Annotated in this window: 14 protein-coding genes and 2 pseudogenes; 5 read left to right on the forward strand and 11 right to left on the reverse strand. The window is 47.5% G+C overall.

Annotated features, from left to right (window positions below; all coding sequences use genetic code 11):
• A pseudogene (locus QWF21_RS14055) lies at window positions 1–236 on the forward strand (DNA phosphorothioation system sulfurtransferase DndC); the annotation flags it as partial.
• A gap of 2 nt (window positions 237–238) precedes the next feature.
• Here the strand turns inward: QWF21_RS14055 and QWF21_RS14060 are convergent.
• The 8 genes from QWF21_RS14060 to gloA form a co-directional block, all read right to left on the reverse strand.
• Window positions 239–1411: an HNH endonuclease gene (locus QWF21_RS14060; protein ID WP_330088675.1), complete on the reverse strand. Its 1173-nt coding sequence runs from the start codon at window positions 1409–1411 to the stop codon at window positions 239–241.
• Between the two features lie 97 nt (window positions 1412–1508).
• Window positions 1509–3380, reverse strand: a complete 1872-nt coding sequence (locus QWF21_RS14065; protein ID WP_330088676.1) for a hypothetical protein — start codon at window positions 3378–3380, stop codon at window positions 1509–1511.
• 1 nt (window position 3381) lies between these two features.
• The gene (locus QWF21_RS14070; RefSeq protein WP_330088677.1) at window positions 3382–5739 is read right to left on the reverse strand and encodes a sensor histidine kinase; all 2358 of its coding nucleotides are present in this window, start codon (window positions 5737–5739) and stop codon (window positions 3382–3384) included.
• Between the two features lie 23 nt (window positions 5740–5762).
• On the reverse strand, window positions 5763–6599 hold the full coding sequence (locus tag QWF21_RS14075) for a phosphoadenosine phosphosulfate reductase domain-containing protein (RefSeq protein WP_330088678.1): 837 nt from the start codon (window positions 6597–6599) through the stop codon (window positions 5763–5765).
• Window positions 6589–9882, reverse strand: coding sequence for an ATP-binding protein (locus tag QWF21_RS14080; protein WP_330088679.1), 3294 nt, complete (start codon window positions 9880–9882; stop codon window positions 6589–6591). Before QWF21_RS14080 ends, QWF21_RS14075 begins: the two co-directional genes overlap by 11 nt.
• Entirely contained in the window at window positions 9875–10795 is a 921-nt protein-coding gene (locus QWF21_RS14085) for a DUF4007 family protein (protein WP_330088680.1), read from the reverse strand. Before QWF21_RS14085 ends, QWF21_RS14080 begins: the two co-directional genes overlap by 8 nt.
• A gap of 158 nt (window positions 10796–10953) precedes the next feature.
• On the reverse strand, window positions 10954–12477 hold the full coding sequence (locus QWF21_RS14090; protein ID WP_330088681.1) for a class I SAM-dependent DNA methyltransferase: 1524 nt from the start codon (window positions 12475–12477) through the stop codon (window positions 10954–10956).
• 53 nt (window positions 12478–12530) lie between these two features.
• Window positions 12531–13085 carry a lactoylglutathione lyase gene (gene gloA / locus QWF21_RS14095; protein WP_330088682.1) on the reverse strand — a complete coding sequence of 185 codons (555 nt, stop codon included), beginning with the start codon at window positions 13083–13085 and terminating at the stop codon, window positions 12531–12533.
• Window positions 13086–13298: 213 nt separating this feature from the next.
• Here gloA and QWF21_RS14100 point away from each other — a divergent pair, with 213 nt between their 5' ends.
• The 3 genes from QWF21_RS14100 to QWF21_RS14110 all read left to right on the forward strand — a co-directional run bounded on the left by QWF21_RS14100 (window position 13299) and on the right by QWF21_RS14110 (window position 17399).
• Window positions 13299–13736, forward strand: a complete 438-nt coding sequence (locus tag QWF21_RS14100) for an OsmC family protein (protein WP_330088683.1) — start codon at window positions 13299–13301, stop codon at window positions 13734–13736.
• A gap of 313 nt (window positions 13737–14049) precedes the next feature.
• The gene (locus QWF21_RS14105) at window positions 14050–14910 is read left to right on the forward strand and encodes a prohibitin family protein (protein ID WP_330088684.1); all 861 of its coding nucleotides are present in this window, start codon (window positions 14050–14052) and stop codon (window positions 14908–14910) included.
• A 173-nt stretch (window positions 14911–15083) separates the two neighbouring features.
• The gene (locus QWF21_RS14110) at window positions 15084–17399 is read left to right on the forward strand and encodes a TonB-dependent receptor (protein ID WP_330088685.1); all 2316 of its coding nucleotides are present in this window, start codon (window positions 15084–15086) and stop codon (window positions 17397–17399) included.
• Window positions 17400–17447: 48 nt separating this feature from the next.
• On the opposite strand, the gene QWF21_RS14115 is transcribed toward QWF21_RS14110, so the two are convergent.
• Both QWF21_RS14115 and QWF21_RS14120 read right to left on the reverse strand, forming a co-directional pair.
• Complete coding sequence (locus QWF21_RS14115; RefSeq protein WP_330088686.1) at window positions 17448–19154, reverse strand: alkaline phosphatase D family protein; 1707 nt, start codon at window positions 19152–19154, stop codon at window positions 17448–17450.
• Window positions 19155–19259: 105 nt separating this feature from the next.
• A pseudogene (locus QWF21_RS14120) lies at window positions 19260–19898 on the reverse strand (TonB-dependent receptor domain-containing protein); the annotation flags it as partial.
• 119 nt (window positions 19899–20017) lie between these two features.
• On the opposite strand from QWF21_RS14120, the gene QWF21_RS14125 reads away from it, so the two are divergent.
• Entirely contained in the window at window positions 20018–20272 is a 255-nt protein-coding gene (locus QWF21_RS14125) for a helix-turn-helix domain-containing protein (RefSeq protein ID WP_330088687.1), read from the forward strand.
• A gap of 117 nt (window positions 20273–20389) precedes the next feature.
• Here the strand turns inward: QWF21_RS14125 and pbpC are convergent, their stop codons facing one another.
• The gene (gene pbpC / locus QWF21_RS14130; protein WP_330088688.1) at window positions 20390–22747 is read right to left on the reverse strand and encodes a penicillin-binding protein 1C; all 2358 of its coding nucleotides are present in this window, start codon (window positions 22745–22747) and stop codon (window positions 20390–20392) included.
• Between the last annotated feature and the right edge of the window lie 30 nt (window positions 22748–22777).

Genomic DNA, 22777 nt, shown 5'->3' on the forward strand with positions numbered 1-22777 from the left:
TCTTAACCGACGACTACACCACAGGCCCGTACAAACTAAAGTATCGTAAGCTGGCCATGCGTTTGCTGCTGCGTATTCAAAAGCAGTTTAACGATGCCAAGCGCAATGTCGAGCTGATTACTGTCCCCGAGCTGCATGCCGTGCGCCATGAATGGCTTAATGATCCCAACGAGCCCGACTGGGATGACTCACTGCCCCAAATTGTGTTTGCCGAGTTGGGCATTCACTTAGAATAATCTCAAAATTTGAAATGCTCCCGGTGAAAATCCAAATATGTGGCTGATTGCGGATAAACGGTGTGTAATCTTTTGTTCTCTAAATCCCACTTTTGCACCACTTGATCAGGCAGCTGACTCGACAGCATTATATTGCCGTCATCTGCAAATGAGATAAGCCCCTTATCAAATAACTTGTCGTAGTGAGGTGCGAGTAACAGGCCGTTAAAGATGTCGGTTTTCTCTTCAGGTTTCGCCAGGCTCCAGGGCTTTATATGGCTGGCAATCAGGATACTTGGTGCGGTATCTTCTAAACCAGACAAACAGCAACGATAGCTATACACGCGCTTGACTCGTTCGCGGAAAATTTCATGCCCAACTCTAACGTTTCTATAAGCCGCTCTCTCTTCACCCACTTTACTCTGGGGAGATAATTGAGTTACGACCTCATTCTTCTGGTTCAGAACTGAAATGTTAAAACGATTAGCTACTGAAACATTACGCTCGAAAAACAGTAAATCACCAATTTGTATGCCCAGTTGGAGCAACTTTTGTTTAAGTGGCGCAAGGAAAAGACGGTGGCGTCCCTGCTTACGGGAAATGGTGCACTGTGCTACGGTATCCAAAAAGCTGAACTCGATAACGCACTCTTGCTTTTCATCAAGCTGTTGCCCTGTAAAGAATGGAACAACGTCCATAGGAATACCGGTACTGCCTTCAACTCGTAATGTTTTGTCGACAGTTTTAACGGCACAAATCTCACTACGAATTTCCCACGAATAAGACCGTAAAGCAGCCTGGCTATCAATAGCAGCATATGAAGTCGACGCCTCTATTTGTTGCCTTGAATTATTTGTCATATCACTTTCAGATTGCAAAATCTGAACCCAGGCTCTGATAATCTCGTCTGTATCTATGTCGGTAGATATTGGTCGCCCCAACAACGCTTCTGTTTTTTCTTGGTGAACGCTACATAAAGCAAAATCGGCAATTGCGTCAGCCCTGCCAGAACCAGCCATCATCTCAAGTGTTAGATAAGTAGACCCAGTGGGGATATTACAACCACAGGCGCAGGTAAATGGCTTTCGTGACTTATTAGTTATGCGTGTCTCTCGATACCACTCAGTTGTATCTAAATGACATGCGCGGGAAACTTGTGAACCATCTTTGTAGTGGAGTTCTGCCCGTGAGTACATCTAACATCCATTAGTTAATTTCTAACTCGCTGAAATAAAAATTAAATTAGCATGATTTAATCCATACCTACTTGTGTCTATATACATTATTGTTTTTCTATTCCTCGTCAGCAAGTGGAGAAACTATAAAGATTAGACCGATCCCTTTTAATTTGCTCACCTCTTTGCCCTGAGGCTCACCAATAACAATTTTTGCTAGTACACTTTCGTCGAGCTTAATATCTTTAAGCCCGCTCCCAATTTCGATGCCACGCTCTATAGCCTCAATTAAAGAGTAAGGGTTTCGTAAAATCTTGCTTAAATTGCTTTTAGCTTGAGGATAAACCTCGTCAATGTCTAAACCACCTAGCGAATTGAGTATATTTTCACAATCTCCTTGTGAAAAATTCACCCATTTGGTATTTCTGGCACCAACATAACAGAGCCCCTGACTTGGTTCTTGGTTGTCGAACTCGCGCAAACAACCATCTTTGGCCAAATAAGCAAGCTTAATTGGTGTTTTAAATACGGAAGGCAAAATCGCCCTCTGACCGACTCGGCTATAATCAGCAGTAAAGCTTTGTTGTAATCCTAATGCGCTGACCTCCCTGAGCTTTGCAACTCTGCAATAGATATCATTAGTCAGAAGCTCTTGCAAACGAGATTTTGGGTAAGTCATAAATGACTTTATGTCCCATTTAATCGAGAATGAATCGTCATTGATTTTAATTATCGGTGTACTTGATTTAGTATCTGCAGACCAACTTTCATAACTTACTGGTTTTAGAGTACCTTTTATTAGACCAATGTTTGTTACTCCCGATCGTACGAGATCACAAGACGGAGTAATGACCAACCAGACATTATCATTTCCAGTCTCCACTTGCAGAAAGTCACTTTCATCACTCTTACGGCCAGAAATCTTAAAGATATCACCTAGCTCTATGGATTCTTTCTCGTTTATTCGAAATCTTTCGCTCCCCATAAATACACTTTTAAACACTAGATCTTGCAAAGGTTCTTTTTGTAATCCCTGTATAGTTGGCGCTCGGCTAAAGTCTATATTATTTAATTCCTTTGCTGCATCAATTATATCTGCTTGCGATTCAAAGTTGTGGAGTAATACCGAGTCAAATAACTCCATAAAATAAGATGCACTTGACTGACCTTCGTCATTGAGCAGGAGTTTATGGACCATATTATGATCCAATAGATCCATCCTCTTCAAACTGGAAACAGTATCACTTACTGCCTTACTAGCATGCTCCTCCCAAGCATTCAGGAAACCCCACACTCTGACTGAGTCCCGGTAATGGATTAGTGACTTTCTAATATAGAATAAAAGCTTGCTTGTATCTTCCAAATCACTTTTTCTATATGTGAAAAAACCTGACTCGATCAAACCACAGCTATCTCTAAAATTATCCGCATATTCCGATAGCCTACTACTTCTAGAGATAAGCACTATAATTGGAGGCGAGTCAGCTTTTTCAGAAATAATATCTTTTAATGTCCCTACAGTGTAATCGATATTATCCTCAGATTGATCTAAATGAAGAAATAAGTCGATGAATATTATGTCTGATGTAGATGCTACGTGTTTAAAATCCCTTCCAACAGTTGTAACTTCAAAATTATTTTCCTCCAAAAATTTTTTCAAGGTCTGAACATATCTCGCATCTGATAGTTTAGTACTATCATACGCCTCAAAAAATGCAGTTAGTTCATTGGGAAACTGCTCTTTGAGAGACCACAATACTTGGACAAATTTGGTATCAATGTCCTGCACAGAAAGATTGGACATATCAATGTCGGGAATTTCTTCTGAGATCGCTGTTATCAAGTCATCGTTTTGTGGTATGTCATCTAAAAGATTGTCCCACTCATTACGCAAACTCGTTAAATCCTTGAGCTCAGGTATAATGTCATTAGCATCATCGACGATACACGCTTTTCTAATTCCGTTTTCATTCATCAAATCGGCGAGCATCCTATATCTCTCCTTCAAGCTCTAATACAAATGTGTTTAGCCGACCATCTTCATTTTTTGTTTCACGATCTAAATATAAGACAGCACCATTATATTCAGCACATTCTGAGGCAACATACAAACCTAACCCTCTTCGCTTTGCCTTTTCTTTTAAAGAAAAAAATGGTTGGAAAATACGATTGTAATTTTCAGGAGAAATACCTCTTCCGTTGTCACTAAAGCGTATCGACAAAGGTGATTCTTCAATTTCTATCGTTATACATGGTATATACGTAGAAGATTTCTCTGTGTTTTTTCTTGTTAGCATCCAATACTTCGAATTTGAAATAAGGTTCTCAATGATTTGTACCATCATCCCCTTAACTGCTTGCACCTTTATTTCCTGCGAAGGCTTAACAAAATTTACTAATATACCATCTCTTTCAAATAGACTTTGATGGCCTTCTAGAACACCTTCGATAGTAGAAATCAAACCAACAGTTTCTTTTCGCTGTCTACCTGGAATACTAATTTCATCTAATACTTTTAAACGCTTGAGTAAGGTCTTCATCTGAGCTTTAAGAGATGCTAGCTTTCTGTCGATTTCTTCAGGATCTTTGTCTTTAGATAAGACATTTAAATTCACAAGGGCATTTTCAGAGGCTCGAGCTAATTCATGAGCAACAACTTCAACCATCAAGCCAATACCTGCCATTTCGGTCATCTGGCGACTTTCCTGTTCAACTTCGATAATTCTAGTGCGATATTTTTTAACAATCTCAGAATAAGAGAACAGCGTCTGTTCAATTTCTTCAGATGCCGAAACAACTGCATCATCTTTGCTTCTTTTTAAAGCTCTTAAAGAGCCTTTTGTTCTATTTATCAGTGAATCTAACTCTGTTTCCGCACTTTTAATTTTTACCTTTTGGTTTTTGTACTGTTTGTCGACAGACTTCATAGAAGTAAAAAGATATTCTTGAATAAGCATTTGAAGAATATTGATTAATGCAAAGCTACTTTGATTTTCTCTAAGCCCCTCCCTATTAGTCTGATCAAGGAGATAGGGGTTTTTTGTCCTACTTATTTTACAGCGCCCCATGAACTGAGCTTTATTTAATGTATAACCAGAACGTCCCATAGCTTTTCTGTCTAGCTTTAACCAATCATCCCCTTCGTCACCGTAAGGAAAAACTCGGAAGCCATCTCTAAATAACATAAGGCTAGACCATTTACGTTGTAATTTTTTAACCTGTTCACGATCTCCTATGGACTCAATTTTTGCAAATCTCTGTCTGTTAAACCAGTATGCTTCAAATTCAAATGGACCGACATCAACTAATGCTGATTCGTGTATATCCCCTGATGTACCAATGAGACCAAGAAAATCCTCTTTCGTAACAATACCAGTTTGAGATTCTACTGGATGCTCGTAACCCAGGTTACTTATTATGATATGGTATGAACAAATTGGAATGTTATCTATTATTTCGTAATTTACTTTTAACGAGGCATGAGCTGAATCGAGTAGTTCTTGAGGCATTCTAGGAATTGACTCACGCTCCCCATTCCAGTAGATTGCTACCCTTGGCCTTTTAAATTGATTTGCGAACGGATCGGTTAATCTCGCGAAATCATAATTTACCAGATCACTCAGTCGTTTTTGAGTCCAGTCCTCCGATAAACCTCTAATGATTAATCGCGTTCCCGTTCCAGTTATTCCTTCATCAGAATCGCTTGACGTGACGTCCGCTTCAATTTCAGATATCAATTTTTCAGGATCATTAAACAAATCCCAATCAACATCCAGAATATTGGCCGTTTTATCTTCTTTTGATTTTGTTACAACTTTTAGCTTCGTTCCCAATCGCATTGCAGACAGCCGCCCAATGCCTTTTTCACCTAAGTATGGGGAAGAAACCCCTGCTTTAATGGCATTGTCTACGGCTTTTTTTCTAGAACTAGTGCCGATAACAAGAAAATTATTTTGAAGCTCTTGCCTTGTCATTCCTGTACCGTCATCAAGAACTTCAATACTATTTAAATCGTATACAAACTTTAGAGCGTCAATCATCTCGGCATTATTTGAGGCCTCGTTTATGACAGTACTAGCATTCTCAATAATGGATGGTGCTGCATCTTGATTAAATTGCTCACATATAGTTTTTTTCAGCGCATCTAGTTGAATAGATTTATCATTAAGTAATTTTTCTCTAAAACTCAGAAAAGCGTTTTTTCTTAATACTATGTTAAAGCGAATAGTGGCCCCGCTTTTTGAACCAGCATCTATAGCATTTTTGATTAACTCATAGAATGCGATAATGTCAGAACTGATTAATTCTGAACCAAGCTCAAGGACCGTCCTTGCAGAAATCCTAAACACTATTAACCCCCGGTGCTAATTTGTTATTTGTGACAAATATTGCAAGCGCCATTGCCCTCTTCAGCAAAATATAACTCATCTATATCTGTTTCCAGCCCTACTAAAAGAGGGTTGACTGGTTTATTGGTTCTTTCTTTGAGCTTGCGGTACTCATAATCTGATTTAATCTTTGCTATCCGCTCAGGCTTCTCCAGCGCCTCAAGCGGCTCCCCCTCACTCCAAAGAAATGGCGATTTATTTTCAATCGCCATTTTTTCAATGGCTTTCGCTTCTTCAAAGGCCTCTGGATGCCGCTCTTTAAGGTTAACCCACTCAATTTTCTGCTGGAAAAAGCAAAATGTACAACCACTTCTGGAGCGCCACTCGTAGTATTTCGGCAGACCAAGTCCAGATGAGTTTAGCAAATCCATAACCGCGGCTTTGTTGTAGTTATCCTCTCTAAATGGCATTTTTACAATCAAGTTCTTATGGTGCGATGAATAACCTTCTCGATGTTCTTCATCGGATCGAATCGCTACGTAACTGTAGACTACATCACCTTGATTGAGCATGCTATTAACCCAACCTTTGAACGGATCAAGCTTGAGCTTTCTGGTACACCAGCGAACTTTTGCAGATGGCAGGAAATAGTTGTATTCAGCCAGCCAGTAATCAAAACCTCGTTGAGTATTTAATCTTGTAATTGTTTTACCCAGGAAGCCCTCTAGCTTATTTAGGTAGGTGTATACCTCTGGCAGCTCTTTACCGGTGTCGGTAAAGAAGTACTCAATATCCAGCTCGGGATAATACTGTCGCATGTAAACAGCCAGCGCTGCACTGTCCCGCCCACCAGAAAGCCCTAATACATGCCTAACAGCCATGATTGCTATCCTCCATTCTTAGCTTTTCCAGCGTTTTCGCAATTACCGCAAACTGCAGTTCCTGATCTAAATCAGTCGATTTCAACTGCTTTAACAAGGTAGCTGTTATATCTTCCAACTTTGCATAAGCGTCTTGATCGACCTGAATATGCCGGACAAAGTCCTTACCAGCAGCACCGTATACCAGGGCTATAGCCTGTCGAGCTGGATGCCGCGCATTCACGCCAGCAATCGTTTCCAGCTCCCTGAATTTACCGCTGAGCTGAATAATTTGATTTCTGGTTTGTACCACATCCTTATCAGTCCAATCTGTAAGTGGCTTTTCTGACACCAGAGACATTAAACCTGCAATTGCTGGCTCTGCACCATCGTAGGTTGCCAAGCGCGCCAGAAAGGCCTCTATGAAAAAATCACCTGCCGTGCCTTTCAGATTTTTTGCTCTTTGACGAACTTGAACATCCGACTTGGCATCTAGCTCTTGCTTAAGCAATTCATCAAACGTCTGTAGCATCGCTGAATACGCCGATGTCAGCTCCTGAATGACCGCCACAAGTTTATGCTCAAGGCCGGCTTCGCTCTTTGCCTTAAACACTTGCTCCAAATCATAGAAAATAACTTTATGCGGATCTGATGCTTTCAATAGTAAATCACGAAGCTCTATCGCTTCTTTAGAAATAGATCTGGTAATTCTGGCCCATGGCTCTAACTTATAAACAATAGCAACCAGCTTTCTGGCTGCGGTTAGTGGATCTGCCTGTTCCAGAGTGATGCCACAGTTATCAAGCGCATTAGCTACTGAGCCCAGAAGTGCTAATCTGGTCGGCGTTAACTCAACGCCACGCAATTCAATACGCTTAATATTCTGCAGGCTGTAATCAATATCAATGTCCCCTACCGTGGGTAAATAGGTACCATCACGGTAAATCGCAAAACGTCCGGTGTTTGACAACGCGTAAGCCCAAAATAAGATAGGCATCAAACCGTCTTTCAAACCAAATGGTGGCTTGCGCCACATCTCATAAATATCTGCTGCTTGTGCTGAATCACCATTGGTTTTGATATAGTCATCAGTAGCGTGCCAAAGCGGTGCGAGACGCTTAGCATCGTTTTGGGGAACAGCAATTCCCCAATCACTTTCTGCTTCGATTTTACGATGCAAGCCAGTATTTTTAAGGGTCGTTAGGTATAAGCCCTTTTCTGCGGGATAACCATCTATCCCTAGATCTTCATCTTTGATGTTACTCAGCATTTTGTACAGTAAATTTCTGCGTGCACTTACGCTACTTGATGACAAAGAATCCCTGTTAAGCAACTCGCTAAATATTTTCGGTGCTAGTGCGAAATGCTCATCAGCCAGATCAGATGCTAGTCGGGACAAATTGTCGGTGCGAATTGCTGACTTGTTGCCAGCTACATGCCATTCAATGTTTTTAAGTGCCAGCGACAGTTGTCTTTCCAGCAGTGTTTTAACCGTAACGATTCTGGAATGAACCTCTTTGCGTGCTACGTTGTCCCCTTCAAGCTCCGGCCTGTTCGCCGCAGCTTCATAAGCTAGTAGCTCTTTTGCTAAGTCCGAGATAGTGTCGGCATTCTCAGGGCGACCTACAGCAAATACGGTTTCAGATTTTAAGCCTTTAATCAGGCTCTTCACGGAAGCATTATCTGTTGAGTCAATTAAAACGATAAATTGCCCGAACTCGTTTGGTGAATATTTGAAATTACGCAACAAGGAACTGATGTCAGATTGGGGGGCGATCGAAACCCCCATCCACCTTAATGTTCCTGTGTCATACAAATGCTTTTTAGCAATAACTGGTCGAAACCTTGCCAGATTTGAAAGCTGCTGTGTGTCTACCGCAACAATAGATGCTTTTTCCGCAGCGACGGCTTTTTCAATATCAAAATCACTGCCTTCAAATACAGACCAGGCCTGGTTAAATTTGCGATGGACAATAATCTTCCAAGCTTCCAGCTCACTGATAACAGCTTTTAATCGCTCATCTTCATGTTCGGAGAACAGCGATTTAAGTACTTTTATGTCAGCAGCCAGGCCGGAACCATTTTTAAACAGATCTATCGCGGCGATATTTTTGACAACTGCAATGTGCAATTCAGTCCCTATGGCTTCCGCTTTGCTGACTGCGTTGCTGGCAATGCTCCAGCGATGGCTATCTGTAGAAGCCAGGATCGCTGGCTCCATATTAGCTTGCAGATAATCCCAATAATCTGCCGGTGTATAGCTTTGAAAAGCTGAAGCCTGCCTTGTTTTTAGAAATTCCTGAAAGCCAAATGACTCTGAAGAACCAAGAAAACTAAAAACGCTACGCTCGTTCTGGCTGTACTGTTTTTTAGAGGCAGGCCCAATAATTAACATAGTAGTTGGATGAAGAGGCCAGCAATTTACTAACTTACCCTCAATGTCAGTACTAACACCCTGCCTTCTCGAACGGATACTTTCAGCTACCGGATTTACTACCTGTCGCTTTAACGGCTCAGAGACAGTGATTGCAGAATCTATAGCGTTACCCAGTAGTTCAATAACCTCATCTGTTGATGAAATTAAGGGAATGTCTGTATATCTACCATGGACTTTGGCCCATTCATTCTGCGTGCTTTCACTCAACCGCTGCACTTTGCCGTATTGCTTGAAAGATTGATGCAAAATACCAACAGTAATCAGATTACCTGGCGTTCTCGAGCATAGCTCTGCTAACTCTTGAAAAAAATAAACATCATCGCCAGTTGTCTGCGCCGCCTCTAAAAACTTTCCCATTTCATCGATAACCAGCAACACACCATCGTGCTCGCCTGAAATAGAGAGCTCTTTCAGTAATTTGAAGATACTGTCTTTAGAATCACACTTTTGATTTGAAGCTTGTTCAACCGCTTCAGAAATTGCAGTAATAAATGAACGTCGGCTGCCAACAACCGGAATGATCAGCCAACCCTTGTCAGATGTGGGAAATGCCTCACTAAATTCCGCAATTGTATCTGTCCGCAAAATTACCTGTGCTTTCTGATTATGAGACAACGCATTGGAAAGAACCAAAGCCAGGCTCGATTTTCCGCTGCCGTAGGGCCCAGTCCAGGTAAAAGCGCGTTGATTGGTATGAAGAACTTGCTGTGCCATGCTGTGTAAAACAATACGTGCAGTTTCATGGCAGATGTATCCATCGATTGCGTCTTGCCGGCCGATGTCTTCATTAAGCTGAACCGAGCGCTGATAATACGGGGCAACTTTTACTAAATCGGATAAACGACTATTTGAATTTTTATCACTCATATGCTTTCCGTAACATCTCAATCATTACCGATTCAACATCAAAATTTTGCTTCGATAGCTGTTTAATACCTGCCAGGTCTGACCAACGAATACGACCTGATGTCAGGTCGTCGGCTTCGATGAGGTAAGCAATGATGGAGTCTTCATCAAGTTTTAATATGCGACCAGGAGAGGCCTCACCGTATGCAATAGCATCAAGGGACAGGGTACTGTCCGATGTGTAAGATGCTCGCCAGTAGTCCAGGACGATGTATAAAAACAGCGGCAGATTTAACGAGCTTTTAGGACCACGGTTAAAACTATAATGATCAGTCGTCAGGTGGTTTATCAGACCTAACTCACCAAATACCGGATCAGCATTGTCTTCTATAGCCGTTAACTCAGATTTCGGGGTATAACTGCGAACTATCGTATCAATATCTCTTGTTAAAGAGCTGCGGGACACGACTTTATTGGCTTCTGCACACAAACTGCTTAACTGCTGCAGTAACTCTGATTTTGAAAATACGCCGGAATTAATACGATTGAATAGCCAATAACATGTTGTTGCCCGGTCACTCTTTCGAGCCATATTCCAGTGTAATAGCCAAGTACTGGTGGCCTGCTCAGAGTAAGGATCATGTCCAGTATGCAGGAAAATTTTTTTTGCCAATTCAGTTAGTGCAAAGCTGCTTGCATCATGCTCTTCTATAATCTGACATGCTTGCGCCCAGTGTTTCATTGAAGCCAGCATGTTTTTACCGACTCCAAGCTCAGCGATGAATTCAGCGCTATTGAATTTTGCTTTTTTAATCAAGCAATTAACATCAGCCATGTCGACCACTTTTTTGATCCACATTTGCCGCAATGGGAATGTTTCATGGCCACTGAATGCCAAAGTTATGGCAGAATTGGTAGTTTGATTTATATACATGCACCCTCACTGGAGGACTGTTCCAGACTTAAAATCAGTATACTGGACACCCCATCCAGAACAAAGAAATTTAACTGGTAAACGTCTCCAGCGCACATTAGTCATGTACGTATATACAGCATGTTGAGTGATAACACCAATTTCTGATTACAAAAAAGTCAGCTGTTACGCGATCTTGTTTCAGGGCTTGTCACTCTGCTCGATTTTTTTAGCAGGTAATTGATAAATTGACTTGGTGCACCTACCTTTCTGCCTGGGTTACTCCATATTTCAATAGCTTCTAAGTTCAGCGTTTTAATATAAGCTTCAACGAAGTCGCGTGCATGGTAATAAAACTGGCGGGAATCCTTGGTGTTTGATTCATCAGCTTCGGCTTTAAGGCTGAAGTACATAATACCGCCAACCTTTAAAGCAAAAGACAATCTCAGTAATGCTTGTTTAAAACTCTCTTGATTCAAGTGCAGTAGTGAGGCAGAAGCCCATATGCCATCGTATTCCTCGAGCTCTGTCACATCAGCAAAAGCTCTGTGCTCACAAAAGGCGAACGGATACTGATTGCAGAATTTCACCATCTCTGCCGACGCATCGAATGACCTGACCTTGTACCCTACCTGAATGAAGTAGCGCGTGTCGCGTCCTACACCACACCCTGCATCCAATATATATGCTGTGCTTGGCAGATGTTCGCGAAATTTACCGTAAATGTCCTGCAGGTCGATAGTGATTGTACTGTCAAAGTAAGACAAGGCGTTCTGATCATAATAATTTACAGTTTCTAGCTCAGCGGAACTTAACGTTGGGCTCTGCTCTTTGTAGTTTGGCATAAGTGATTGATACTCTTTTTCTAAAGCCATGATCGCAGATTCGATAGCACCATCTATCTCAAGTGGCATCGACAACTCACTTGCCCTTGCATTACCTTCCAAATACCCTTCAGATGCTAACTTTAGTGCTGTCACATGAGCTGCATACTCACCTAATATACCATGCAGACTTGTATTCTTTAGGATGAATGCATCTTTTGATATTAACTCTAATAGGCGGTCACCAACCAGGATGATTTGCTTCAGTATGGCTTTATCATGTTTTTCAAAGGTTTTACCATCGATGAAATGCCTAACAGTGCCAAAATAACACTGGCTGATCTGCTCCGGTGTCAGCTCTTTTCTGTCTAAGACTTTTCCTTCGGATCGTAATTTTTCCTCCATCGCTTTGCGATTTATTTTTGCTTCAGCTTTTTCCTGAGTCGCGAATAGCAGATATAGGTTGATGGACTGAATTCGTAGGCTTTTGAACGGAGCAAAAAAGTTTTTTAACTGATCTTTTATCTCAGCCCGCCTAACGGAGTTGAGTTGCTCTTGGAAGGCTAGTTTATTCTGACGTAGTGTCTCTTCAATACTTTTAACTTCCGCTTCAAGCTTCGTCCCTTCAGCTTGCAACTTAGTAGCCTCAACGTTCAGTTTTTTGGTTTCCTTACTTAGTTTCCTTGCACTAAAGAAATAAAATATTAATAAAAATAACGGTAACATCAAAAAATCGATGAATCCAGCCCAACCACCATTGTCACCAGAGGGTGGATTAATCACAACTAACTCATAGCGAGACTCGGGATAAATTATCACTTCTGCAGGCTGCAACTTATCCTGTATATTTTTATCGTCTGACTGACCAATTTGTTCCATCGTCAAAAACCCTTTCATTGGAGTAACTACTAATTTCTAGCACTTGTCTCAGCTCACCCCAAAAACTCAGCCAAACCATCCGGCAACCGAGCAGGCTCAAAAATCTCAATCCAATAACCATCCGGGTCGCGGATAAAGGCGATGTCTTTCATTTTGCCATCGGCTGGTTTTTTCACGAAAGGCACGCCCAGATCTTCAAAGCGCTGGCAGGCGGCGGTTAGGTCGGGGACGGCGAAGCCGATGTGGCCGAAACCTTTGGGTTCGTCGTTGCCGTTGTGGTACTGGCAGTTGTCGTCGTTTTCGCTGCCCCAATTCCAGGTCAGCTCCAGCATGGCCGGGCGGCTGAAGGTTTGGATGGTGCGCTCGTCGGTATCCTTGGGCCACTGCTGTGTTTCTTGCTCGCTGAGTGCGGCCAGGAAGAACAGTGAAAAGGTCATTTCGGGGAAATCCAGCTTGCGTACCAGCGTCATGCCGAGCACCCGGGTGTAAAAATCCAGGCTGACGGCCGGATCTTTAATGCGCAGCATGGTTTGGTTAAAGACAAAGTCGTTGGTGGCCGGATCGCGCTGCTCGCACAGGCCGGGGGCGCTTTCAAAATGACGGCTCATAGCTGGCTCCTTATGGGTAACTAACAACAAAATCGAAGAAGTCACCAGCTTAGCAGATTCTGCCCCTATTGTTGTGATCTTAGGGATGTCCGGTTGGCACTCTTTTAAATTAGAAAAATATCATTTAAAGGTCTGAAGTTTGATCTGCCGCATGCCACCCTTCGCTGCAACCGATATGCTAGGGCCTTTGTAACCAAGGCTAAGGATAACTTTATGAGCAATAAAACCGTAACCGTACAGGCCAATATGGCCGATGGCTTTGCAATCGCCGCAGACATTGATGGCCACAAAGTGATGATTGACCAGCCGGTGGCGGCCAAGGGTAGTGGCACCGGGCCAACGCCGTTGCAAATGATGTTGTTTGCGGTAGGTGGCTGCATTGGTACCATTGGCCGGATTGCGGCTTTTCAGCAAAAAATTACCTTACGCAGCATGCAAATCACGGTGGAAGGCGATTACAACCCGGCGGGCTTGATGGGCAAGCCGAGCGATGACCGGGTAGGTTTTTCGCAAATTCGCATCAGCGCCACTATTGATGCCGATTTAACGGATGCAGAAAAGCAGCAGTTTTTGGATGAAGTCTGCGCCCGCTGTCCGCTGCACGACAACCTGCTGCATGGCACCGAGGTACTGCACTCTCTGGCGCCCTGACAGCAAGCTGTTCTCAGGGAGTGGCGCTAACGTAACTGAAGCTTGCGCCTGACATGATGTGAAGGCGCATCTTCCTGCTGCATACACCTATGGTGCCCAAAGTTGTAACAACCTGTTGCAATTTCTGGGTGAAAAGTTGTTATTTTGCCTGAAAATCCCGTTATGATAGCCGTTCAGGTTTTTTGAAGGAGCGAGCTATGGGATTTGGATTATCACTCATTGGCTTTTTTGTTGTGTTAGTTCTGGTGATTCTGGGCTCGATTAAGGCCTATGAAATCATTAGTGGTAAGTCAAAGAGGAAGGACGATTAATAATGGCAAAAAATAAAAACATTTTTACCGCAGCTGCTGCGGCATTAGGTGTGCTCACTCTGCTGTTTGCTGTCGGCAGTTTCTACACCGTGGATGAGGGTGAGCGTGGTGTGGTCATCCGTTACGGTAGCCTGATTAACGTGGCCGAACCAGGCTTGCATTTTAAACTGCCCATTATCGACAGCGTACGTAAAATTTCAGTGCAAGAGCAGGTAGAGCTGTACCGCAATATGGAAGCGTACAGTAATGACCAGCAACCGGCGGTAATGAACCTGTCAGTGCGCTACCAGATTGACAGCAGCCGGGTGGATGAAGTCTACCGTAACTTCGGTACCCGTCAGGCGCTGATTGACCGTCAGGTCACCCGTATTGTGCTGGAAGAAGCCAAAACGGTGTTGGGCCAGTTTAATGCGGCTACCTCTATCCGTGAGCGTGGCCGGTTGAATTTGGAAATGGCGCAAGCAGTGCAGCAGTCGGTGACCGGGCCAGTGATTATTCTGGGTGTGCAGGTGGAGGATGTGTCTTTCAGTGCTGCCTATGAAGAAAGCGTCGAGCAGCGCATGCTGGCAGAAGTGGCCGTTGAGCGTGAGCGGCAAAACCTGGAGCGTGAACGGGTAGAAGCCGATATCGTGCGGACCCGGGCTGCGGCAGAAGCGGATCGGGTGCGGGCACAAGCCCAGGCAGAAGCCGACAGCATCCGGTTACGGGGTAACGCCGAGGCGGAAGCCATTCGGGAGCGGGCGGCGTCGCTTGCTAATAACCCATTGCTGGTCGAGCTGGTGAAAGCAGAGCGCTGGGATGGCAAACTGCCAAGCACCATGCTGCCAAACTCTACCGTGCCTTTTATTGAAGCCAATAAGTAATAAATGCGAACCGCGCGGCCCTGCCGCGCGGACAATGCAGCTCCCCACGCCACACCCTCCACAGTTTCTGTCACCCGCCAAATAGTTTCATATTTCTATCAACAAAGTATCACCCAATTGTCATTTAGAGCAACTACTCTATCCGGCCAGACTATTTACTTGGGTTTATTTTCATGGCGTCATTGACTACCACACCATTTCAAAAATCGTTAGTTAGTACCATTGTTATCGCCTGCCTGGCCGGCCTGTCGGCTACAGCCGTTGCAGAAACGGATGATGGCGTTGAGCGCATCACCGTCACTACGCAAAAGCGGGTACAAGCCATCCAGGATGTGCCAGTTACGGTGAGCGCTTTTAATGGCGAGATGCTGGAGCAGTTGGGTATTGTGGATTTGGATGTGCTGTCTGAAATTACCCCCGGGCTCATCATTCAGGAGCAAAGCCCGAATAACCCGGGGTTTGTGATTCGTGGCATTACCTCGGACAGCGGCTCGTCGCAGGCCTCCCCCCGGGTTTCGGTGTACTACAACGGCACTGATATCTCCCGCTCACGCGGTTCTTACTTTGAACTGTTCGACATTGAACGGGTAGAAGTGGTGAAAGGCCCACAAGCCACCTTGTTTGGAACTGCAGCCTCGGTTGGGGCCTTAAGTGTCACCACCCGTAAGCCACAGGAAGACTTTGAAGCGGGCATCACGGCCGGTTTGGGGAATTATTCCGCCAGAAATGTTCAGGGCTACATCACCGGTGGGCAACCGACAGTGCAGGGACGCCTGGCCTTTACCTACCGGGAACGCGCCGGGTACATCGAGAACATAGCAGCCAACCAGCCCGATCTGAACGGCATTGAGCGCTTTGGCATCCGGCCATCGCTGCGCTTTACGCCGAACGATGATCTGACCATCGACCTGGTGTACAACTACGAAAAGAACTCCGATACCGGTACTTCTTTTAAAAGCAGACGTTTTGCACCGACCGGTGGCGATACCAGCCCTTACAGCTTTGTGGAAGCCAGCGGAAGCCCAGTGGCCGCCGCTGTGTTTGGCAAGGACGATTTGGGCATCGATCGCACGGTCAAAGATCTAAACCTGACCCTGAACTGGGATATCAACGACCAGTGGCAGTTGACCAGCATCAGTGCCAAGCGTCGTTTTGACTCCCTCGAAGTTTTTGATGCCGACGGTACTCAGGCCTGGTTTTTAGAATTTGCTGAGGATGCCACTGGCAAACAATTCAGCCAGGAGCTGCGTTTGGCCTACAGCGGGCAAAAACTCAATGGTTTTGTTGGCGTCAGTTATTTTGATGAAGACGGCAATCAACGGGTGCCTTTTAGCACCGAAGAATCCATTTTCTTAAATTGCATGGGCATGCTTCCGTCTGGTGTGCCCTGCATCAATGCCGATGGCTCCGTCACCATCCTGACCCCAATACTCACCGAGGGTGCTTTCGAAGTCTTACCCTATCAGGGCTATTTCCAGAACTTTGGTGAACACAGCGCGTACTCGGCTTTTTTTGATCTGAGTTATGCCCTGACCCACCGGCTGGAGCTAACCGCTGGCCTGCGTTATGTGCGTGAAGACAAAACCAGCCGCTACGCCTCAAACTTTGGCAATTCGGTGCTGGCTGGCGTGCCTTTGTTGCCGGTGGCATCGACGGATGATGAGATTTTTAGTGCGGATGGCCGTTTCTCCAGCTGGTTGCCTCGCTTTAATGCACTGTATCGCTTAAACGACAATCTGAACTTTTACGCCACTGTGTCTAAAGGCCGGCGCTCTGAAGTGGTGGATGTGGGCTCGGTCCACAGCGCAGCTGGCGTGGTACCGCGGGTGGATATTATCCCGGCCGAGACAGTCTGGAACTACGAGCTTGGCTTTAAAGGCAGTACCGCTTCGAATCGACTGCGCTATGCTGTATCGGCTTTTTATCAGGATTACAGCAATTTCCAGGTGACGCTGCAGGATGATGCCGGTAATTTTTACGTGGATAACGCCGGCAATGCCAACAACATTGGGGTGGAAGCCGAGCTAAAAGCGGCCATTACACCGGATCTGGAGTGGTTCGCCAACCTGGCCTGGATTGATGCCAAAATAGATGAAAACAGCAGCAATGGAGACCTGGCCGGCAATCGCTTCCGTTTGCAGCCCGAGTATACGCTTGGTACCGGCTTGCTGTACGGCCATGACCTGAATCGCCACTACCGCATGACCGGTTCCTTGCTCTATACCTTCCGCAGCGATATCTTCTTCGAAGAAGACAATGCGCCGGTGGCCGGTTTTGATATTAGCCAAGCGGCTGTGCAACAAACCAGCCTGCGGCTAGGCCTGGAAAACAGCCAGCACAACTGGGCCATCACCCTGTTTGCCAACAACCTGTTCAATAAAGAATACCTGGTGGATGCAGGCAATACCGGTGCTGCTTTTGGCTACCCCAGCTTTATTGCAGGCCCGCCACGCATGGTGGGGCTGGAGCTGCGTAAAACCTTTCTGTAATCCAGTACTTGAAACAGCCCTTGCCGCTGGCAAGGGCTGCACCATGGCTTAAACGGAGTAACTGGCCTGATGCCTTGTGCCAGGCTGGTAGTCCGGGGTTACAATGCTATCAATAAACTGCCAGTGGCACTGCACCTCTGCTGCGGTAATGTCCAGTACCATAAAGCCGCGTTGATGCACATTGCACCACTGCAAATCCGGGATCAGCAGTTGAAAAGCAGCCGCCAGCCCGGCGGCCTGCTCTGGTGCAATTGACAGGTACTTTTCGATGCCCGGCGAGCTGACACTGGCGGTGGCAAACTCTACCCCAACCACTTCCCCATGCTGATCGCTCAGCACGCTGTGCCAGGCATTGTGGGTGTCTCCTGCCAGTACAACCAAAGGTTTATTCAGCATTTTGGCGGTCGCAAACAGCTGTTCGCGCTCACGCGGGTAGCCATCCCAGGCATCCAGGTTGTAAGGCATAAGCTGCGAGACTCTGGCCAGATCGGTTGGCTCGGGATCCCGCCCCTGCTGCTGTGCCAACAACACCCGCTGTTTGGCAGCGGTTAAGTCCTGCAGTTTCGCCGGTAAAGTGCTGTAATCGGTCACAGCCAGCAACTCTGCCGGCAAATGCATTTTCGCCATCAGCACCTGTTGACCCAGTAGCTGCCATTTGGCTTTGGATCCACGCAACTGCCCGCTCAGCCACTGCAACTGCTCTGCCCCCAATAAAGCCCGCTCCGCTCCCATAGCCTGGCGAAATGCATCTGTGGCAAAGGCTCCGCTTTGTGGATCGATAAAATCTTTGTAATCCAGCTGTTGATCGCGGGCAATCAAACGGGTATCCAGCAAATGCAAACTGGCCAGGTCACCGCATTGAAAACTGCGGTAGATCTGAATGCTCTCTTCCCCCATCGGTGGACGAATAGGCAACCACTCGTAGTAGGCCTGCACCGCTGCCGCCCGACGGACGAAGAAATCCCCCTCGGTCTCTGGCTGATGATTTTCGGCGCCGCTGTGCCAGGTATCGTTGCTGATTTCATGATCATCCCACACCAGGTACCAGGGCAAGGTGGCATGCAGTTCTTGCAAGTCAGGATCGGTCCGGTACAGCGCATACCGTTTGCGGTAATCTGTCAGGCTAATGGTTTCAGTGGCGTTATCAGGTGCCAGGGTTCGCCCGAGCTGCTCAGCATACTCGCTGGCATAGCCATCAGCCGGGTACTCGTAAATGTAGTCCCCTAAGTGCACCACAGCATCCAGGTCCTGCCGTTTGCACGCTTCCCGGTATACATGAAAATAACCGGCCGGATAATTGGAGCAGGAAAAGACCGCCAGCTTCCAGGGCGCCAATCCTTCTGCTGGCAGAGTCTGTGTCTGGCCCACCCGGCTTTCACCATTGGCTGCGATAAAGCGGTAGTAATAGCGCTGGCCTGCAACCAGCTGCTGCACATCAATTTTCACGGTAAAGTCTTTCTCCGCAGAGGTGCTGACCTGGCCACTACGCACCAGTTCACTAAACTCAGCATCTGTTGCCAACTGCCAGGCCAGAGTAATGGTGTTTTCAGTAGCCAGGGTTGGAATAGCTCTGGTCCACAGGATGATAGCGCTCTGGCTGGCATCACCACTGGCCACACCATGACTGAACACCACAGCGCTTAATTGCTGCTGTGAACCAAGCGGGTTGCAACCAGTCAGCAGGGTTGACACGCCTGCCACAGCCAGGCAGGAGGCTGAAAATTTTAAAAAATCCCGGCGGGAAACATAGGACATGCTATCTACTCCAGAGAAAAACTTTAGAGTAAAAGCTTTATGTTTCCGCAGAATGACAATGCCAAACGCCTGCTGGGTGCTTAGCCATCCAACAAAGTTGCCCTTTTAAAAACTCAGCTGCATGCCGGCATAGGCAGAGCGCCCCATACCCGGCACGCCAATGCCAAAGGGGATCCCGTTCAGCGACATAGTGGTGCCCTGACCAACATAGCTGCCACCGGCCGGTAAGGTGTAAAATTTGTTCAGTAAGTTTTCTACCCCAAGGTCCAGCCGCAACCTCTGCCAGCTGTGGCTCAGCCGAAGGTTGAGCAGGCCATAACCGGCGGTATCCACTTCATTGCGAATACTTGATAAGCGCTGCTTGCCCGAGACGACCTGCCACTCCAGGCTGTTGTCCCAATCAGCCAGTTGCTGCTGCAGACTAAAGCGGGCCTGCCATGGCAGCGTTTGGTAAAGGCCATCTTGCGTGTCGGTATTTTTCGCATCCAGATAGCTGATGTTGCCGTGCAGTTGCCACAGGCCACTGGCATTGGCTGCCAACTGAGTGGCCGCGGTGAAATCCAACCCCTGCAGGCGTGCTGCCTGGTTTTGGTACTGCAGCACATTGAACTGGCCAGCTTGCCAGTTGGCGTTGGCTGCCGCCGCATCGATAAAATCTTTCACCCGGGTATGGTAGGCATTCAGACTGACTTGATGCAGCTGATTGTCGCTCAGCCAGCTCAGGCTGGCTGAGACGGTCTGGGCTTTTTCGGTTTTTTACGCTTCATCGTATATTAAGCAAAGTTACGGTAAAGCGTAAATTGACACCAATTACGCTAAGGCGTATAAAGTTAAGAATCCAGCAAAATTTGGAGTCAATTTTCATGCATATCACCCGCCCGGAGCAGCTAAGCACGCTGATTAAAGCGTATCGCAAAAAACACAGGGTCACTCAGGCCGAGATAGCGCAGCTCGTTGGCCTTCGGGTGGCGACCATTTCTGATTTTGAGAACAAACCCGAATCGTGCAAATTAGCCACTTTTTTTAAAATCCTTGCCGCGCTGCAGTTACAACTGGAGATTAGCCCCCGCGATCAGGCTTCAGAGCCAGGCCAGAGCACATGGCAGGAGGGCTGGTAAATTGGACAGGCTGGATGTTTACATGAATGGGATGAGAGTTGGTGAATACCAGCGCGATAGTCGGGGGGCGAATGCGTTCATTTACGATACTGCTTTGAATCTGTCCCCGAATTGACACTACTGCACCCGCAGCCGCTGGCTGGCAACCCCGCCTAAATCATCCACCACCCGCAGTTGGAACTCGCCGGCTTCGCCTTGCCAGAACAAGGTTTCTCCCGGTGTCACCGAGCCAAGGTAGCGGTTATCCAAAAACCAGTGGGCTTTGCTGACGGCGCCGTCGAAGCTGGCCTGCAGGGCGATTTGTTGCTGCTCGGCCCGGTTGCCTAACTGGTAAGTAAGCGCCGGTTGCGGCGAGCGGATTTGCGGCGCTTGCTGCGACAAGGCCGGCTGGCCGCTACAGGCCTGCTGATAAGGCGGCGGTGCGGTCAGCATCAACCCCGACATCTGATAGGCAAAGGCGATATCCGATGGCCAAAACTCAAACACCTTCAGCTCCGTGGCCGGAGGCTGATGGCGGCAGGCGCGTAACCCGGTGGCGATATCAATCGGCACAGCGCGGTGGACATCCGATACCTTAATCGGCGACACGCCGGGAATAAACCAACCCGGCTGGCTATGTGGGCAGTAGCGGTTGGGCAGCTCGCCACTGCGGCTGCAAAGCGCCACCTGCTTTAGATTGAGCGACGCGGCCGGGTTAAATAAACGCTGCTCTTGCGCGGGCTGGCGGGGTAATTTTGCCAACAGTTCAAACAACAAGGGGCCGGCGGCACTGCGGCCAACAAGGTTGGGGTTGCCCCGGCCATCGAAATTGCCCAGCCAGACGGCCAATAGGTAATCGCCGCTCAGCGCAACCGACCAGGCATCCCGAAACGCATAGGAGGTACCGGTTTTCCAGGCCACAGGCGCCCCTTCCAGCAACTCATGCAATAAACCATGCTGCGGTTTGGCGTGCTGGCGCAGCATATCCAGCGTTAAAAAAGCCGCTTCCGGGGTGAGCAGTTGCGGTGCTGCTGTGGGCGAAGCCTGCACCTCCGCTTGCCAGCGAAGTGGTTGCCAGCGGCCCTGATTGCCCAGCATCCCATACAGTTGCACCAGTTGCTGCATGCTCAGCTCCATGCCCCCCAGCACCAACGCCAGGCCATAATGCTCGGCAGGTTGCGGCAGTCCCACCCCGGCCTGCTGCAACCATTGATAAAAATCCGGTTGCTTCAGGCCGGCCTGCAGCTGCACCGCCGGCACATTGCGGCTGTTAATCAGTGCCTCGGTTGCGCTGATTGGCCCGACAAACTGTCGATCGAAATTTTCCGGATTAAAATGGCCATAACGGCGCGGCAAGTCGGTGAGCAGGCTTTGCGGGTGGATCAGGCCTTGTTGCAGTGCCAGCGCATAGACAAAAGGCTTTAAAGCTGAGCCGGGTGAGCGCCTGGCGCTGACGCCATCGACCTGCCCGAAAATCGCCTCGTTGTAAAAATCGGCCGAGCCAAGCCAGACCTGTACCTGCATGGTGCTGCGCTGTACCAGCAATACACTGGCATTGTGAAAACCCTGGTCGGCATGCCGCCGCAAGTAGGAGTCCACACCTTGCTCCAGCTGCTGCTGCCACTGGGGGTGCAGACTGGTGTAAAAACGCCCTTCGCTCTGGCCCTGCGCCTGCAATTGATTGATAAAATGCGGTGCCTGGTAAGGCAAGTCCGAGCGATGATAAAAACGCAGCGGTAAACGCAAGCGTTCAGCGCTAGCTGACTCGGCTGCCCCGGGTTCTGCCAGCCAGAGTGCCACTAAGCGCTGGCGCGCCAGCTCGAGCTGCTGTTGGCCTGCCATGGTATGCGGGCTGCGCTGATTCGGGTTTTGCGGGATCACACTCAGGGCTAAGGCTTCCGCCACCGTCAGCCGGTGTGCTTCTTTGCCAAAGTAAATCAGGCTGGCCGCTGCCACCCCCTCGATATTGCCGCCGTAAGGGGCGTAATTAAAGTAGGCTTCCAGCAGTTCGTCTTTGCTAAAATGCCGCTCCAGGTAAAGCGCATAACCGAGTTGCCTGAGCTTACCGCCAAGGCTACGACTATCCAGCTGAAAGCGCAGCCGCGCCAGCTGCATGCTCAGCGTTGAAGCCCCCTGACGCCGCCCCCCTTGCAGCACACTGTGCCAAAAAGCACGGCCAACAGCACGTACATCAAGGCCATAGTGCTGGTAAAAGCGCCGATCTTCGTACAACAGCGTGGCTTGCTGCAGCGCCGGGGCGATATCGTCCAAAGGTACGCGCAGCCGGTAACGCTGATCTGCGGCTAAGCGCAGACTCAGCAAGTCACCATTGGCAGCAAAGTAGGCGCTGCTTTGTGGGTAGTGCCGATACAAATCCGGCTTTGGCGAAAACAGCAGCCATAGCAACGGTAGCAGCACCAGTAGCAACAGGCTGCCAAGGGCCAGCGCCAGCAGGGCCTTTCGCCGTGAGCGCCCTGGCATTCGTCGCGCACTCACTCGCTCCTTCACCCGCTTCTTCACCACAGC

The sequence above is a fragment of the Alkalimonas mucilaginosa genome (genome assembly GCF_036327005.1).
In the GTDB taxonomy this organism is placed as follows: Bacteria; Pseudomonadota; Gammaproteobacteria; order Enterobacterales; family Alteromonadaceae; genus Alkalimonas; species Alkalimonas mucilaginosa.